Source organism: Ravibacter arvi, from assembly GCF_039540405.1.
Classification (GTDB): Bacteria; Bacteroidota; Bacteroidia; order Cytophagales; family Spirosomataceae; genus Ravibacter; species Ravibacter arvi.
Map to the genome: position 1 here is coordinate 176,331 of NZ_BAABEY010000012.1, position 17,561 is coordinate 193,891.

Here is a 17,561-nt window from a genome sequence, read left to right on the forward strand (position 1 = left end):
AGAAAAATTTATGGCATAGGTAACCGGGTTTAAGGTTTAGCGTTTATTTTTTTACAACCTCCTCCTGAAAGAAGAATCGTGCTGCCGTTCACCTCAACGCGGGATTGCAGGACAGCACTGATAATTTCCATTTTTTCATACAGGTTATCCGACGTCAGGTCGGCCGTTACCGGGCATTCCAATATTTCGTCATTGCTAACTGTTATTTCTACGCCGTAGGCTTTTTCGAGCTTTTCGATTACCGCGTGTAAAGGCGTTTCATCGAAATTGAAGGCGCCCGGCAAGAGATATTCCGTCTCATCGGAGACCAGTCTCGGTTCATCCACAAGACCTGTTACGTAATGTTCGCTTTGGTTAAAAAAGGTTACCTTCCTGTTGGGGGTAAGGATAACCCGGTTTTTCCCTTCCCTTTTATCGTCCGGTGTCGCCTTTTCCACCGTTACTTTACCCGTCACCACCGCGACTTCCGTGCCGCCGGCAGCCACCGGCCTGATCGTAAAGCTGGTTCCGAGCACACGGGTTAGCACCTGCCCGCTGAAAACAACAAACGGCCGGTCAACCTCCCGTTTGACATCAAAAAAACCGCTCCCTTCCAGGAACACTTCACGCTGGCCGGGAGAAAAAACCGCCGGATAACGCAGCTTTCCACCTGGCTGAAGAACCACTTTGCTGCCGTCAGGAAGAAAAACTTCCCTGCTTTCCGGTCCGTCATGGCTTACCACCTTCCAGCCGGCTGTGGCTTCCGCTTTTGCCGTCTGTCCCGGCAAAACGTCCTGGCTTCCGAAAGACTTGTTATAGAAATATACGGTAGCCCCCACTACGAGGACAATGGCTGCTGCGGCTTTCCACCACGCCCCGGTTCCTACCCTGTCCGGTATATTTGTGCCATTTTCTACCGTCAACCTTGTTCCTCTTTCAATTCCGGCCCAGATCCTGTCTTCTATTTCCTTTCTCTCATCCTGTTTTTCCGTATCAGCCGAAAACAGCCGGTGCCAGGTATCCAGGTCCTCCCGGATATGCCGGGGCAACCTCCCCTCACGGTATCGTTTTAACAACTTTATGAACCCACCCGACAATTTCATTTCTCTTTCCTGATTTAGAAGAAAGTCGGCTTTCGCTCACCAGCACCGCAACTTTGCCAGACGAATCTTTGAAAAATTACAGAAAGCTCCTCGAATTCGCACCATTTCGCACAATAAATACAATTCCTTGTTTGGGCTCTATTTCGGGATTAATCCGGCTATCGCCAAAAGCAGACTTTCGGCGCCGAAACCAGCGGCGGTTAATGCGGCAGAACAGATCAGGAATCTCCTGAGGTGCTCTTTCATTGTCCGCAGCGCAAAAGTGATATGGTACTCTACGGTACGTACCGGGATATCAGTCAGGACGGAAATTTCCTTTGCCGACATCTGGTCCAGGCGATTCAACCTGAAAATCTCCCGGGTCTTCTCCGGCAGCAATGTGAGACCGGTTTGTATCGCCGATTGAAGCTCCTCGTAGGCGAGGGCTTCTTCTCCGTCCAGTCCCTGGCTTTCCAGCGACCTGATCCCGTCAGAAGCCTCTTCATGGTGCTTACGGACCTGGTTGGCTCTTATAACATCAATGACCCGGTTTCTTGCCGCCCTGAACAGGTAAGCTTCAAATCGCTCTATCTCAAGCGCATTCCGTCTCCGCCAGAGATCGATAAAAATATCCTGGACAATTTCTTCGGCGATCCCCTGAAGCGTTACCCGCTGTACCACATAGTCGTACAACCTGCTCCAGTAGCGTTTATAAATAGCCCGAAGTGCATACTCCTCCCCCATGGCAAGGTGCTTCAGAAGCTCAGCATCGGGCACAACAGTATCCTGCATAGCGGGGTTTCCTTATATAACAAAAAGGTGCCGTAAACTTTCTAAAAATACCGGATAAAAACAACTTTGCTAAATTTACAAAATGTGATCTTTGTTTTTCGTACCCCCTGGTGTATCCACCCTACTCTGCCTGCGCACCGAGACAGCCTCGCGGCATGAAAGTGCCTCGCGGGGTTTGTCAAACGTCTTTCTATCGTTAATTTCACCGTTCAGAATTTAATCCTGCATGAAAAATAACAGCCTTTCCGTCATTAAAATCGGCGGCAATATCATTGATAACCCCGAAGCCAGTAAGAATTTCCTAGAGAAGTTTTCTGATCTGCCCGGGGCTAAAATTCTCATCCACGGCGGCGGGAAAGTAGCCACCCAAACGGCTTCCCGCCTGGGCATTGAAACCCGGATGGTCGAAGGCCGCCGCATAACCGACCGGGCGATGCTCGAGGTGGTAACCATGGTTTACGGCGGGCTTGTCAACAAAAATATTGTCGCCACGTTGCAATCTCTGAAAACCAACGCCATCGGTCTGACCGGCGCCGATGCCGGGATCATTGAAGCTGAAAAAAGGCCCGTAAAAACTATTGACTATGGTTATGTCGGTGACGTAAAATCCGTGAACAGCGCCATACTTACGAACTTTTTAGAGAACGGGCTGGTACCTGTCATTGCCCCGCTCACCTTTTCGGCCGCAGGCGATCTTCTCAATACCAACGCCGACACCATGGCGTCTGCTGCAGCGGTTGCCCTGGCCGGGAATTTCAACGTTTCGCTCATCTATTGTTTTGAGAAAGACGGCGTACTTTCCGACCCGGACAACGATGAAAGTGTAATCTCTGCATTAGAACCCGGGCTGTATGCGACTTATAAACAAAGCGGCGTTATCAATAAAGGAATGATCCCCAAACTGGACAATTCTTTTGATGCGCTTGCAAAAGGGGTCGGGCGCGTAGTCATATGCCACGCAAAAGATCTGCATGCAGCAGTGGAAGGGAGTAAGGGGACTCAGATTCATTTGTAGGATTCGCAACGTCGGCTACGGAACCCGTCATTGCGGGCGGAACGCAGTGGAGCCGAGGAATCTCCGGCATTGTTATGTGAAGAGGAGATCCCTCCATTCCGCTGCGCTTCAGTCGGGATGACCTCGGTTTTTGACAATCTAATTTGACAATTTCAAAATTTATCAACCCTTTTGTTATGAGTAACCGTCGTTCCTTCCTCAAAAAAAGTGCCGCTTTGGGTCTAGGCGCTTTCGGCGCCGATAGCCTTTTTAACGCTTTGCATGCCCAATCTTTTTCGGAAGCGGAAAAACTCTGGAACCCCGCCTCGCAGGACAACGAAGCGTATTGGTCGGTCATCCAGGATGCCTATACCGCCAGTCGCAGCGAGGTGATCATACTCAACAACGGCGGGGTCTCGCCTTCTCCTGTTTCTGTCCAGGTAGCACTGGAAAAGTACAATCTTCAGGCTGCCCAAGGCCCTTCCTACTACATGTGGCGGATCATGGACAAAGGTCGCGAACCACTTCGCAAGCACCTCGCCGCGCTCGCCGGCGCTGATCCTGATGAGATCGCCATCAATCGCAACGCTACCGAAGCGCTTAATACAGTTATCTTTGGTCTGCCGCTCCAGAAAGGCGACGAGGTTATCGGTACAATGCAGGACTATCCGAACATGATCCAGGCCTGGAAGCAGCGGCAGCTCCGGGAGGGCGTAGTCTACAAGCAATTGTCGTTCGATTTCCCGGTTGAAAGCGAAGAGCAAATTGTAAAGGCGTTCGAAAACGCCATTACGCCCAAAACCAAAATCATCCATGTTACACATATTATCAACTGGGTAGGCCAAATTATGCCCGTCCGGAAGATTTGTGACATGGCACATAAAAGAGGTATTGAAGTAGTAGTCGACGGCGCGCATTCGTTCGCGGTTCTGGACTATAAAATCCCCGATCTTAATTGCGATTATTTCGGCACCAGCCTGCACAAATTCCTGAGTGCGCCGGTAGGAAGCGGGATGATGTGGATCAAAAAGGACAAAATTCCCAAAATATGGCCCCTCCTGTGCAACAGCGTACCCAATAGCGGCGATATCCGGAAGTTTGAAACGCTGGGAACCAGAAGTTTCCCGATAGAACAAGCCATCGGGGAAGCGGTCAATTTCCAGGAAGCAATCGGGAACAAACGAAAGCAGGAACGGCTGCATTTCCTGAAAAAATACTGGGCAGAAAAGGCAGCAAAAATTCCGGGCGTGAAAATACATACGTCCCTGAAACCGGAATTCTCCTGCGCTATTGCAGGCTTCAGCGTAGATGGGCTAAAACCTTCCGAAGTAGACAGCCAACTCTTCCAAAAACACAATATTCATACAGTGGGGATTGTTTGGGAAAACATTAGCTGCGTTCGTGTAACGCCACATGTCTATACAAAACTGGAACATCTCGACAAGCTGGTCGGTGCGATTGAACAAATCGCGAAACGTGTCTGACCCAAGACAAAAACACAAAAACGAATAAAATTAATTGCGGGGAATAGGGTTCATTTTATACAAATCCCGTTCCCCGCAATTGTTTTATCCCGCCCCCTTCTTTAACCTGCTTGTTCCCAAACCATTCCGTATTTTTTTATAGAAATAATGGCACAGTTTTTTATGTAGAATTTGATCAGGCCCAACCTTATTAAATCGAAAATATCCGACGACTCCCCAACCTGTTATCACCTTATTTGTTTCCCCAAAACTACATTTTCCGACTATTTGCAACACTACTTTTCAACTATATGAAAAACGCTATTCTCTTTTCAGTGTTTGCCTTCGCCCTTGTAAACATTGGCACCTCTTTCGGCCAGGCACAATTAACCAACCTTCCCACGCTTTACATCACGACTGACAATAACCAGGTGATCGACAGTAAAGAAATTTATGTACCCGGATCGCTGAAAGTGGTGGCCGGAAGCGGGGTACCCGGCTTATACGACGGCAGGATTGAAATCAGGGGGCGGGGAAATGCCACATGGTTCGCTCCTAAAAAACCCTACAGGATCAAGCTGGCCTCCCGGTATCAGCTCCTCGGAATGCCGTCAAACGCCCGGAACTGGGCGCTGCTGGCAAACTATTTCGACGATACCCTTCTCAGAAACGCACTGGCTTTCGAAATCAGTAAATTTCTCGGCTTCGAATACACGTGTGCCTACCGGTTTGTAGACGTATATCTGAATGGCACCTACCTGGGCAACTATACCCTGACCGACCATGTACAGGTAGAAGACCACCGGGTGGTAGTAGACGAGCTTTCAGCTGCCGACACCCAGCTACCGGCTATTTCGGGTGGTTATTTCTTCCAGGAGGAAATTTATGCAGAGGGGGAAGACGGGTACTTTCAGACGAGCCATGCCAACCGCTATGCCGTCAAATACCCAGATGCCGAAGATATCAACCAACAACAGCGCGACTACATTGTCAACTATGTCAATGACTATGAAAACCGGCTGCTCGGACCAAATTCATTAGACCCGGTGCTGGGCTACAACCCCGTAATGGACCGTGCTTCACAAGTAAACTGGCAAATTACAAACGAGCTTAGCGGCAATCCCGACGCCTACCTCAGCGTCTATATGTTCAAAAAAAGGAATGATCCCAAGCTCTATTTCGGCCCGGTATGGGACAATGACAAGGCCTTTAACAACTCCGAAAGGTTCGCTGACATGACCTATCTGTCCATGCACGAAGTGGCCAACGGAAACGGTAAAATCCAGAAGATGAACCTGGACCCGGCCTTTATCGAAGCGATGAAGAACCGGTGGAAGGTATTGAGAAGCGCAGGAATGTATGAATACCTGGATGCCAAAATAGTGGAGTTCGCCCAGCAACTCAACCAGTCGCAGGCACTCAATTTTAACCTGCCGGATATCACCAATCAGCCGGCTTCGCCACTCAATTTCCAGCAACGAATTGAAAAGCTCCGTGCTTACCTTAAAAAAAGAACGGCCTTCCTCGACTACCAGCTCACCAGGGAGATTGAGAACGGGCAGTACTACAAAATCGCCAATATCGGCGCCAGGCAACCGATTTCTCCCAACTCCACCAATGATCCGGCAGTTGTCCCTAAAAACGACTCGGATACCGACACGGCCCTTGAATGGGAGATGCTGCCGGACGGGTCCGGGGAACCCGGCTTCTATCGCATGAAAAACCGAAAAACCGGCCTGGTCCTGACCCAGAACGGCACCAGTATTTTTTCGGCTCAACAATTACCAGGTGCCGATCCTTCCCAACGATGGAAAATCGGGAAAATCCCCAATCAGTCGTATGTTTCGCTTCAGGCGCCTACCGCGTCCGGCCTGAAAGCCCTCAGCCAGTCGGGCGGAACCTTGTCGCTGAACCCTGATTTGAATAATCTTGAAAGCAGCTCTTCCAGGAGGTGGCTTCTTATTCCTACCGAAGTCAACGACCCGGCATTGCCGGTTGTCCTTTCCTCCTTTTATTCCAGGCTGGAAGAAAACAAGGTTGAGCTGCGTTGGCGCGTGGCAGAAGCCGCAGATTTCAGCCACGTTGAGATTCTCCGCACAACAAAGCCCGGATCCGAAACAGCAATCGGGCAGGTTTTCTTACGCGAGAACCCCACCGGAAGCTACCAGTTCACCGACCACCAACCGGGGATCGGCCTGAATCTCTACCGGCTTCGCCTGGTCGATCTGGACGGGAGTTTTACCTATACGCCATATGTCCGGGAAAGCTATTACGGTATCGGCGCCGTAACTGCATTTCCGGTACCGGCCAGGTCCAAATTATCATTGTCGTTCAAGAGTTATGCCTATACCGGGCCTGCGGTTGCCACCATCCTGGACCAGCTGGGGCAGGCAATTGTCAAAGAAACCGTGAACGTCACTGCAGGCGCCAACCTGGTAAGTTTGGAAGTCGGTCAGTTACAGCCCGGAGTTCATCATTTTATGATCAGTTTCCCGGATCACCAGGTTTCAAAGCGCGTGGTTATTGAGCCATAGTGGGGAAGCCTGATGGGTCATCCCGAGAAAGAAGTTTTTTTTGCGAAAACACCTTGTAGCGGAGATGACAAATAGATGTTGTCAATGGTAGTCAATGGTAGCCTCCGGCTACCACCCGGAGGGTCATCCTGAAGCGGAGCGCAGCGGAGTCGAAGGATCTCCTGTTGTTATAAAAAGTCCTCTAAAAGGGATTGGGTGCAGGGACCGGGAGATCCCTCCGCTGCGGTCGGGATGACCCTCCGGTTGGTGCGGCTCCATCCATCGTGTTGTCAATGGTAGCGCATCTGCCGGATGGTCATCCTGAGAAAGAAGTTTTTTGCGAAAACACCTTGTAGCGGAGATGACAAATAGATGTTGTCAATGGAAGTCAATGGTAGCCGGAGGCTGCCACCCGGACGGTCATCCTGAAGCGGAGCGCAGCGGAGTCGAAGGATCTCCTGTTGTTATAAAAAGTCCTCTAAAAGGGATTGGGTGCAGGGACCGGGAGATCCCTCCGCTGCGGTCGGGATGACCATCCGGTTGGAGCGGCGCCATCCATCGTGTTGTCAATGGTAGCGCATCTGCCGGATGGTCATCCTGAATGGAACGCAGTGGAACTGAAGGATCTCCTGTTGCTATAAAAAAGCCCTCTGAAAGGGATTGGGTACGGGGAGCGGGAGATCCCTCCGCTGCGGTCGGGATGACCCTCCGGTTGGAGCGGCGCCATCCATCGTGTTGTCAATGGTAGCCCGGCCGGAGGATCTCTTCCTCAGGGGCAGGCGGGTGACAAGGCCACCGGCTCAAACCTTTTTCCGCGCTACAGAACCTTCAGCCCGGGTTATCTGTTATCTTGTACGGGCCACATAAACTGACCGGATGAACTTCCAGCTTACTTCTGATTATAAACCAACGGGCGATCAGCCCCAGGCAATCTCTCAACTCGTTACCGGGATAAAAAACGGAGACCCCCACCAGGTATTGCTAGGGGTAACCGGGTCCGGAAAGACGTTTACCGTTGCGAATGTCATACAGGAAGTAACGCGACCAACCCTCATTCTCAGCCACAACAAAACCCTGGCTGCACAGTTGTACGGAGAGTTCAAGCAATTTTTTCCGAACAATGCGGTAGAGTATTTCATCAGCTATTACGACTACTACCAGCCCGAAGCTTTTATAGCCTCTACCAACACTTATATTGAAAAAGATCTGGCCATCAACACGGAGATCGACAAGCTCAGGCTGTCTACCGTGTCTTCGCTGATGAGCGGAAGACGCGACGTGGTGGTGGTAGCCTCTGTTTCATGTATCTATGGTGCGGGCAACCCGGTCGAATACAAAAAAAGCATTCTGTCGATCGGTACGGGCGAAATCATTAGCAGGAACCAATTCCTGTACAAACTGGTCGAAATCCTGTACAGCCGTACCGAAGCCGATTTTACGCGGGGGACCTTCCGGGTAAAGGGGGACACCGTCGATATTTTCCCGGGATATGCGGACTTTGCTTACCGCGTTATTTTCTTCGGCGACGAAATAGAGGAAATCCAACGAATAGATCCGATTTCGGGCAGAAAAATATCTTCGGAAAACCGTATCGCTATTTTTCCGGCCAACCTGTTCGTAACGGGAAAAGACGTCCTGATGCAGTCCATACGGGAAATCCAGGACGACCTCGTCCAGCAAATCAAATATTTCACCAAAGAAGGCCGGTTTGCAGAAGCTGAACGTGTAAAAGAACGGACGGAGTTCGATCTCGAAATGATGCGTGAACTGGGATATTGTTCGGGTATCGAAAACTACTCCAGGTATTTTGACAAACGGCAGCCCGGGCAACGCCCGTTTTGTTTACTGGATTATTTCCCGGAAGACATGCTGCTGGTCGTGGATGAAAGCCACGTGACCCTGCCGCAGCTCCGCGCCATGTGGGGCGGCGACCGGTCCAGGAAAGAATCGCTGGTGGACTACGGTTTCCGGTTGCCCAGCGCCCTTGACAACCGCCCGCTCACTTTCCAGGAATTTGAAAGCCTGGTAAGGCAGACAATCTATGTAAGCGCAACCCCGGCCGAATATGAACTGCGCAAAACAGACGGTGTTGTCGTTGAACAGATCATTCGCCCTACCGGTCTGCTCGATCCTGTTATTGAGGTAAGACCAAGCCTGAACCAGATCGACGACCTGCTGGACGAGATCCACTTCCGGATCAAGCGGGAAGAACGCGTCCTGGTAACCACGCTCACCAAACGGATGGCGGAAGAGCTCAGCAAGTACCTGGAACGGGTGGGGATCAGGTGCCGCTATATACATTCCGAAGTAAAGGCGCTCGATCGGGTTGAAATTCTCCGGGAGCTGAGGTTAGGAGTTTTCGATGTCCTGGTAGGCGTGAACCTCCTGCGTGAAGGATTGGACCTCCCTGAAGTATCACTGGTGGCCATTATGGACGCCGACAAAGAAGGATTTCTGCGTGATATCCGGTCGCTGATCCAAACCATAGGACGGGCCGCGCGGAATGAAAACGGTAAGGTATTGATGTATGCGGATACCATTACCGGTTCCATGGAAAAAGCGATTGACGAAACCCTGCGGCGGCGTAATATCCAGATGAACTACAACAAGGAACACGGCATAACCCCCCGGACCATCCTCAAATCGAAGGAAGCGATTATGGTGCAGACTTCAGTGGCGGATGCCAAGGGCAAAAGGGCTTATGTGGAACCGGTCGGTACCAATGTGGCTGCCGACCCCGTGGTTGCGTACATGAGCAGGCCACAGCTGGAGAAACTCGTGCAGGAAACGCAGCGGAAAATGGAGCAGGCTGCAAAAGATATGGACTTCCTCGAGGCTGCGCGTTTCCGGGACGAATATCTTCAGCTCAAAGACCAGCTGGAAAAGGAGCCGCAGCCATAGGAGATACCAAACCTGTTTTCCGCCTTCATACCGGCAAGGGTACGCTGCTCCGGCCCCTCAGGCTTCCTTCCTATGCAAAAAATTATCTGGTAAACGGGCCAATAGCGCACTGACTATTGCGTCAAACCTGTATTATTGCATCGATTCGCGATTAAACCCGTGTGCAATCGGCTCCGGGTCAGAACGCCCCGCCGAACCAGGAGTGACAAAACCCCAGCTAAATGGCCAGATTTACTTCCCTTTTCCGAAAAAAATCGGTCGATAAGATCATAGCAGATTCGGCTACCCATGAGCAATCCCACAGCCTGCTCCGTATCCTCGGCGTACGGGACCTCGTTTCCCTTGGTGTAGCCGCCATTATTGGCGCCGGAATTTTCTCTACCATCGGGCGGGCCAGCTTCGAAGGCGGACCTGCGGTGGCGCTACTGTTTGTATTCACGGCGATTGCCTGTATTTTCACAGCCCTTTGCTACGCCCAGTTTGCCAGTACCGTTCCGGTATCGGGAAGCGCCTATACGTACGCCTATGTGGCGTTCGGCGAGCTGGCCGCCTGGATTATCGGCTGGGCGCTCATACTGGAATACGCGGTCTCCAATATGGTCGTAGCCATTTCCTGGTCCGAATATTTTGTCAGCATGCTGGGCGGCTTCGGGATCAAATTTCCCGGCTGGCTTTCCATGAATCCCGGCAGTGCTTACCAGGCCTGGGAAAAGCTGCAGGTAAGCGGAGAAACCTCGTTAAGCGTGATCGAAAAAACAGCGGCTGCCGCCTACCAGGCAGCCCCCTCCCTCGCCGGATTTAAAATTGTCTTCGATCTTCCCGCAGGTATCATTACTTTCCTGGTTACCTGGCTGTGTTATATCGGTATACGGGAATCCCGCAATGCAAGCAACATTATGGTCGTCCTGAAAGTGGGTGTAGTGTTATTGGTAATCGTGGCCGGCGCCTTTTTTGTAAAGCCGGAAAACTGGTCTCCCTTCGCGCCGAACGGTATCAATGGGGTTCTGAAAGGTGTGGCGGCCGTATTTTTTGCCTACATAGGTTTCGACTCCATTTCGACAACTGCCGAAGAATGTAAAAACCCGCAAACGGATATGCCGCGCGCCATGATCTACACCCTGTTGATCTGCACCGTTCTTTACATCCTTATAGCGTTGGTACTCACCGGCATGGTAAGCTACAAGGAACTACTGGTGGACGATCCGCTTGCCTTCGTTTTTCAGCAGGTCGGTTTTGACTTTATGGCCGGCGTAATCTCGGTCAGTGCCGTCATTGCCATAACCAGTGCGCTGCTCGTGTACCAGTTGGGCCAACCCCGCATCTGGATGGCGATGAGCCGTGACGGCCTGCTCTGGAAAAAATTCTCCACCATTCATCCCCGGTACAAGACCCCCGGATTCGCCACCATTATGACCGGCTTGCTGGTCGGGATTCCGGCACTTTTCTTCGATATGGGATTCTTTGTGGACCTGACCAGCGTGGGCACTTTTTTTGCGTTTATACTCGTATGCTGCGGCGTGCTTTACATGGACCATTCCGGTATTTCGGAAAAATCAAAGTTCAGGGTCCCGCGGGTGAACGGCCAGTTCGTAATTGGCATCTCCTTCCTGGTTGCGATCGGCTATACCATTTTCAGCGGCTCCTTTGCAGACATTGTAGCGGAACGTCCCCTCATGCTGGCCTTCTGGGCGGCGTGGCTTCTTCTGAGTGTTCTGGGATACCGCCACAAGTTTTCCCTTCTGCCGGTAATGGGCATCCTGACCAATCTTTACCTGATGACTGAGTTAGGAGCCTCCAACTGGATTATTTTCCTGATCTGGCTGCTGATCGGACTGGGGATTTACCTGATGTACGGGTATAAGAACAGCAAGCTTGCCGGGACCAACAGCAGCCGTTAAAACGAAAGGAGCAGCCGGCAGAATTCAGAAAGACCGGTCCAGGTACGCTTCGTAGGTTTTCAGCACATTCCGGTCCGCTTCGGCCCAATCCACGGTGTAAAACTCCGTCCTGGATAGCCAGCGCATCTGTTCGTGTTCGGTCAGGAAAATCTGCTGCCCGACAGGAAGCGTACAAACAAAAGGAATCAGTACAATCTCCCGCCAGCCGTCATCCCGCGAAGTAGCAGGCAGTCGTTTGCCGATCTCCACCTGCACCGAAAGCTCTTCCATTATTTCTCTTGCCAGCCCTTCCTCCTCGGTTTCGCCTTTCTCCTGCTTGCCTCCGGGAAACTCCCATTTAAGAGGAAGGGATCCCAGCGCGTTGCGTTGCGCAACCAAAATCCTGCCATCTTTTTCAATTATGGCGCAGGGAACCGGAACGCTCACTTTTTCTTCTACTTCAGGCACGCTATTTTGCTTTGAGCTGCAAAAGTACGCTTTAGTCAGCACTTTATTACTTTTGCGTAAAAAAAAGCAGGCGTAAGCAGACCATTACGCCGCCGGCAATAGCCTGATATACCTTCACAATAGTAAAATATTTACTTTACCCCAAATTGACATTTAATGGACAATTCTCCGAAAACCTCCGGCCGGCTTCTTTCGCTTGATACGCTTCGCGGGTTCGATATGTTCTGGATCTCAGGCGGCGAAAACCTTATTCATGTGCTTGCCAAAGTTACCGGGTGGTCCTGGGCAGTCGCGTTGGGCTTGCAATTCAGGCATGTCGAATGGCATGGCTTTGTCGCGTACGACCTCATTTTTCCGTTATTCCTTTTCCTGGCGGGAGTTTCCGCGCCTTTTTCAATCGGGAGCCGGCTCGAAAAAGGAACTGACAAAAAAGAACTGGCCAGAAAGGCAATTTCACGCGGACTCATTCTTTTCTGCCTGGGGGTGCTTTACAACAATGGTTTGTTCCACACCGCCTGGGAAAAAATGAGATACGGGAGCGTTCTGGGCAGGATCGGTCTTGCGGGAATGTTTGCCCAGCTGATCTATATCTATTGCAGCAGCCGGGCTCAATGGATTTGGTTTGCAAGCCTGCTGATCGGTTACTGGCTTTTTATGGCCTATTACCCGGTCCCGGGGTGCGGCGCGGGGCTTTTCACAATGGAATGCAATCCGGCCAGTTACCTTGACCGCCTCATCATGCCCGGACATTTGTACAAAGACATCCATGATCCCGAAGGTTTCGCTTCAACCATCCCGGCCATATCAACGGCTCTCCTCGGTATCTTTGCGGGTAAAATCCTGCGCGAAAAGAACCGCCCCAAGCAGCAGAAAGTAGCGATTATCGGTATTGCGGGGGTAATCTCCCTGATCGCCGCAATTCTCTGGGGCACCATCTTTCCCATCAATAAAAACCTCTGGACAAGCTCGTTTGCGCTGATGGCCGGGGGCTGGAGCCTGCTTCTGCTTGCCTTATTTTACTTCGTCGTCGACGTCCTCGAATGGCGAAAATGGACCTTCTTTTTCGTCGTTATCGGCATGAATAGTATTGTTATCTATATGGTTGGCGATTTTATCGATTTCCGTTATACCACTGAAGCATTATTCGGCGGCCTTTTGTCTTTCCTGCCGGAAGGCGCGGAGAAACTTGGAAAAATCGTTGCGTTCCTGGGTGTACAATGGGCATTTTTATACGTTCTTTACCGTAATAAATGGTTTTTGAAAGTATAATGTCCATCTCTGTAAACAACCTGACTAAAATATACGGAAGCCAGAAGGCCATTGATGCTATCAACTTCTCTGTCCGGACGGGTGAAATAGTAGGTTTCCTGGGCCCTAACGGCGCGGGAAAATCTACTACTATGAAAATCCTGACGGGATACATGGAGGCAACCTCGGGAAGTGCGGTAGTCAACCAGTTCGACGTCGCGAAGCAGTCCATGTCCGCCCGCGCCTCAATCGGCTACCTCCCTGAACACAACCCGCTTTACCTGGACATGTACGTAGCGGAATTTCTGCAATTTATCGGCAGGCTTTACGGGATAAAAAAGCCATTGCTCAACGAGCGGATTGAAGAGATGATCGAAATCTGCGGCCTCAAAAATGAGCGGCACAAGCAAATAGGGCAGCTCTCGAAAGGTTACCGGCAAAGAGTCGGACTGGCCCAGGCTTTTATCCACCAGCCGCAGGTGCTGATCCTGGATGAGCCTACCACCGGGCTGGACCCCAATCAGCTGGTGGAAATCAGGCAGCTGATCACAACACTGGGCAAGGATAAAACAGTCCTGCTATCAACTCATATCATGCAGGAAGTGGAGGCGATCTGCAGCCGGGTAATCATTATTAACCGTGGCAGGATTGTCGCCGACGACGCCTTACAAAATCTGCGGGGCGGCGATACCTCGCTGGAAGCCGTATTCAGAGCACTGACCCGGTAGCACCCTTCCTTCCCGGGCGGCTGCACCCGGTTCTTCCTTACAAGAATTGCCATTAATTTGAAGGAGCGTTGAAAGAGGGCCTATCCGGTTCATTTTCAATACCTTTTCCCGGCAAGAATTATTGTCGATTTTACCTTTATTCCTTTATCCACGCGTTTTGGAGAAGTAGTTTTGGCGTAAAACGCTCTTATTTCCCATATGCAAACTCATAAATACACCACCCGATAAACCAACAACGTCAAAAATGCGAGCAAGTCTTCTACTCCTGATGGTGTTTTTTGCCACCCATTGTTGGGCGCAGGAACGCCAGATTTCCGGACGGGTTCTCGATGAATCCAACAATCCGATCCCCGGCGCCAACATCATGGCTAAAGGAACGTCAATAGGCACCTCCACCAATGCCGAAGGGGTATTTTCCATCAACATGCCGGCAAATACCAAAACCATCACCGTATCATCGGTCGGGTATACTTCCCAGGAAATCAACCTGACCGGCGCCATTTCACAGTTAGAAATCAGGCTTCTGCCGGACGTCAAACAACTGGGAGAGGTGGTCGTAACCGCTTTGGGGGTCGAGCAAAAGACGCGTAATGTTGGCTTTGCTGTCCAGCAGATCGGGGGCGGCGCCATACAGGAAGCACGCGAAGTCAACTTTGTCAACGCATTGCAGGGCAAGCTTGCAGGCGTTCAGATCGGAGGTAACAGCGGATCAATGGGCGGTTCGTCACGCGTCACGATAAGAGGCCTGAAGTCTATTTCCGGCAATAACAACGCACTGTTCATCGTAGATGGCGTCCCCCTTGCCAACATGAACCTCAATACGGTTTCAACGACAGGCGGACAAGGTACAGGCGGCGGCGGCTATGACTTCGGTAACCCGGCGCAATTGCTCAATCCAAACGATGTGGAGAACATTTCGGTGCTGAAAGGCGCGGCGGCAACGGCCCTCTACGGCAGCCGCGGACAAAACGGCGTCATTTACATCACGACCAAAACCGGGAAGGGTTCCGGCAAGCTTTCAGTCAACTACGACTTCAATTTCCAGGCCGACCAGATCTCCTATCTGCCAGAGTTCCAAAACCGGTACGGCGGTGGCGGTAGTGACAAGTTCACCAAACTGTATTACAACGAGCACCCCGAGGGTTTTTTACCCGGCGGGGGAACATTCGATGACAATGACGGTAAAGGCCGTTACGACCTGATTCCCGACTATGGCACGGACGAATCATGGGGGCCAAAGCTCGACGGAACTCCGGTCAGGCACTATTGGTCGTGGGACCAGGACCGCAACAACCCGTACTTCGGACAGTCAGCGCCATGGGCGGCATCCCCCGACAATGCCAAAGATTTCTTTAAAACGGGCATCACATTTTCTAACAACCTGTCCGTGGCCAGCAGCTCTGATCGCGGAAGCATCCGCTTTTCACTGGGCAACACCAAGCAGAATTTCATCTACCCGGGCAGTGAGCTCAAACGCTTCTTCATGAGCCTGAACACTTCCTATAAGTTTACAGACAAGTTTACTTTCAGCGGTGGAATCAACTATGTAAATGATCACTCCCGGGGCAGGCCCGGAACAGGCTTCCACGGGAATAACCCCATGCTGTTCTTCATTATGTACGGACAACGGCAGATCGATGACTTCCACCTCCGCCAGTACAAATATGCCGACGGAACCGAACAATCCTGGAACCGTACCGCCTGGAATATCCAGAAACCCGCCTTCACGCAGAACCCCTACTGGAACCAGTATGAGAACTACAACACCGACAACAACAACCGTTACTTCGGTAATGCCGGTCTGACTTACCAGCTCACCAACTGGCTATCGGCCGATATGCGGGTATACTCCGACTTCCTGACCCATCTAGATGAAATCCGGGCCGCCAAGGGCTTCTTCGTCGGAAGCTATGAAAGACGGAACATGACCAACCGCGAAAACAACTATCAGCTGACGCTAAATGCGAAAGCCAACCTCGGCGACTCAAAGTTCAGCCTCGACGGTGTTGCCGGTGGTAATATCATGGAAATCAAAAACTCTGTAGACCGGGGTGTAACTGCCGGCGGGCTTCAAAACCCGAACGTTTACGTGCTTCAGAACTCGGTAACCCCTGCTACAATTACGAACTCCTTTGCGAACAAGCAAATCAATTCCCTTTTTGCCTCCGCGAGTTTCGGGTACAATGAATTGCTTTACCTGACCCTTACCGGCCGCAACGATTGGGCCTCCAGCCTGTACCAGACCGGCAATTACTCCTACTTCTATCCTTCCACGGCACTTTCGTTTATATTTTCGGAACTATTGCCCGGAGCGAACTGGCTGACATTGGGTAAAGCGCGGCTTTCTTATGCACGGGTGGGGAACGATGCCGATCCTTATACCGTTTCCCGGTACTACGACTATGTGGTGCCTTTCGGAAGCTACCCGTTGCAGAGCACAGCCGACAAGCTGTTTAACAATCGCCTGAAACCCGAGCAATCGGCCGAGGTGGAAGGCGGAGTAGACCTCAAGTTTTTCGGCGAACGGCTGGGCCTCAGTGCTACCTACTATGACAGGAAGACCAAAAACCAGATCTGGGATGTTTCAATTCCTGCCGAAAGCGGCTTTTCAACCAAGGTAGTAAACGGCGGGACCATTCAGAACCGGGGACTGGAGCTGTCGCTTTCGGCGATGCCTGTCGCCACGGCAGATTTTTCCTGGCGGGCCGTCCTTAACTTCTCGAAAAACGTCAATAAAGTACTCAACCTGAACAGCACCAGTGATGACGTCAAGGCGCCGGACAACTATATTATAGGTCGCGAGCGCCGCACTCAGAAAGTATCCATGGTAGCCTGGCCGGGGCGTTCGCTGGGGACCATGATGGGGACCGACTACGTTTACCATGCGAATGGCGGCCGTATAGTCGGCGCAAACGGGACTTATGATGTGACTGCAGCCCCGGTAATTATCGGCGATGCATTGCCTGACTTTATAGGAGGATTCGCCAACACGTTCAGTTACAAAGGCCTCTACCTTTCCGCGCTGATCGACTTCCAGAAAGGCGGCGATTTCTTCTCTTACACCAACCTGTACGGTAACAAATCGGGGATGTTCAAGGAAACCGCTGAAGGCGACATCCGGGAAAACGGTCTGGTTGTACCCGGTGTAAATGCCGAAGGGCAACCCAATAGTGTGTCCGTTACGGCCCGTACCCACTTCAATGCCAACGGCGGTAACCGGATCAGCAAGGCCAACCTTTACGATGGCAGCTACATTTATCTCCGGGAAGTGAGGCTGGGCTATGAGCTTCCGCAGGCAATAGCCGAAAAAATCAAGACGCAGGCAATCAGGCTGACACTCACAGGAAGAAACCTGTGGCTGATCAAAAGCAATTCGCCGAACGTAGACCCGGCTAATATTACCAATTCGATCGGTAACCAGATTGGCTTTGAAGGCGGTGCGCTGCCTCCCGTCAGGAGCATGGGGCTTAACCTTAATGTGACCTTCTAGTCTATTGTCCATTACCTGAAATGTTA

The 17,561-nt window shown here is 51.4% G+C and carries 14 protein-coding genes; 11 read left to right on the forward strand and 3 right to left on the reverse strand.

The annotated features are described in order from the left end of the window. Window positions 1–29: 29 nt before the first annotated feature. Together ABD852_RS06550 and ABD852_RS06555 are read right to left on the reverse strand one after the other, a co-directional pair. Window positions 30–1,082 carry a FecR family protein gene (locus tag ABD852_RS06550; protein WP_345027418.1) on the reverse strand — a complete coding sequence of 351 codons (1,053 nt, stop codon included), beginning with the start codon at window positions 1,080–1,082 and terminating at the stop codon, window positions 30–32. A gap of 138 nt (window positions 1,083–1,220) precedes the next feature. Then, window positions 1,221–1,853 (reverse strand): RNA polymerase sigma-70 factor, encoded by a 633-nt coding sequence (locus ABD852_RS06555; RefSeq protein ID WP_345027419.1) that lies wholly within the window; start codon window positions 1,851–1,853, stop codon window positions 1,221–1,223. A 226-nt stretch (window positions 1,854–2,079) separates the two neighbouring features. Here ABD852_RS06555 and argB point away from each other — a divergent pair, with 226 nt between their 5' ends. From argB to ABD852_RS06595, 8 genes are all read left to right on the forward strand, one after another. Further along, window positions 2,080–2,868 carry an acetylglutamate kinase gene (argB, locus tag ABD852_RS06560; RefSeq protein ID WP_345027420.1) on the forward strand — a complete coding sequence of 263 codons (789 nt, stop codon included), beginning with the start codon at window positions 2,080–2,082 and terminating at the stop codon, window positions 2,866–2,868. Window positions 2,869–3,044: 176 nt separating this feature from the next. Then, window positions 3,045–4,331: an aminotransferase class V-fold PLP-dependent enzyme gene (locus ABD852_RS06565; RefSeq protein ID WP_345027421.1), complete on the forward strand. Its 1,287-nt coding sequence runs from the start codon at window positions 3,045–3,047 to the stop codon at window positions 4,329–4,331. A 290-nt stretch (window positions 4,332–4,621) separates the two neighbouring features. Further along, a complete protein-coding gene (locus tag ABD852_RS06570; RefSeq protein ID WP_345027422.1) occupies window positions 4,622–6,844 on the forward strand; it encodes a CotH kinase family protein in 2,223 nt (740 codons plus the stop codon). Window positions 6,845–6,938: 94 nt separating this feature from the next. Then, entirely contained in the window at window positions 6,939–7,079 is a 141-nt protein-coding gene (locus ABD852_RS06575) for a hypothetical protein (protein WP_345027423.1), read from the forward strand. A 105-nt stretch (window positions 7,080–7,184) separates the two neighbouring features. Further along, complete coding sequence (locus tag ABD852_RS06580) at window positions 7,185–7,355, forward strand: hypothetical protein (RefSeq protein WP_345027424.1); 171 nt, start codon at window positions 7,185–7,187, stop codon at window positions 7,353–7,355. Between the two features lie 69 nt (window positions 7,356–7,424). Then, window positions 7,425–7,571 (forward strand): hypothetical protein, encoded by a 147-nt coding sequence (locus ABD852_RS06585; protein ID WP_345027425.1) that lies wholly within the window; start codon window positions 7,425–7,427, stop codon window positions 7,569–7,571. A gap of 128 nt (window positions 7,572–7,699) precedes the next feature. Further along, window positions 7,700–9,724, forward strand: coding sequence for an excinuclease ABC subunit UvrB (gene uvrB, locus ABD852_RS06590; RefSeq protein ID WP_345027426.1), 2,025 nt, complete (start codon window positions 7,700–7,702; stop codon window positions 9,722–9,724). Between the two features lie 221 nt (window positions 9,725–9,945). Then, the gene (locus ABD852_RS06595) at window positions 9,946–11,622 is read left to right on the forward strand and encodes an amino acid permease (protein ID WP_345027427.1); all 1,677 of its coding nucleotides are present in this window, start codon (window positions 9,946–9,948) and stop codon (window positions 11,620–11,622) included. A gap of 24 nt (window positions 11,623–11,646) precedes the next feature. Here the strand turns inward: ABD852_RS06595 and ABD852_RS06600 are convergent, their stop codons facing one another. Continuing rightward, window positions 11,647–12,069 carry a (deoxy)nucleoside triphosphate pyrophosphohydrolase gene (locus ABD852_RS06600; RefSeq protein WP_345027428.1) on the reverse strand — a complete coding sequence of 141 codons (423 nt, stop codon included), beginning with the start codon at window positions 12,067–12,069 and terminating at the stop codon, window positions 11,647–11,649. Window positions 12,070–12,225: 156 nt separating this feature from the next. On the opposite strand from ABD852_RS06600, the gene ABD852_RS06605 reads away from it, so the two are divergent. The 3 genes from ABD852_RS06605 (at window position 12,226) to ABD852_RS06615 (ending at window position 17,535) form a co-directional block, all read left to right on the forward strand. Then, window positions 12,226–13,338 (forward strand): acyltransferase family protein, encoded by a 1,113-nt coding sequence (locus tag ABD852_RS06605; RefSeq protein ID WP_345027429.1) that lies wholly within the window; start codon window positions 12,226–12,228, stop codon window positions 13,336–13,338. Next, a complete protein-coding gene (locus ABD852_RS06610; protein WP_345027430.1) occupies window positions 13,338–14,045 on the forward strand; it encodes an ATP-binding cassette domain-containing protein in 708 nt (235 codons plus the stop codon). The genes ABD852_RS06605 and ABD852_RS06610 overlap by 1 nt, the downstream gene beginning before the upstream one ends. 244 nt (window positions 14,046–14,289) lie before the next feature. Next, the gene (locus ABD852_RS06615) at window positions 14,290–17,535 is read left to right on the forward strand and encodes a SusC/RagA family TonB-linked outer membrane protein (protein ID WP_345027431.1); all 3,246 of its coding nucleotides are present in this window, start codon (window positions 14,290–14,292) and stop codon (window positions 17,533–17,535) included. The last annotated feature ends 26 nt before the right edge of the window (window positions 17,536–17,561 follow it).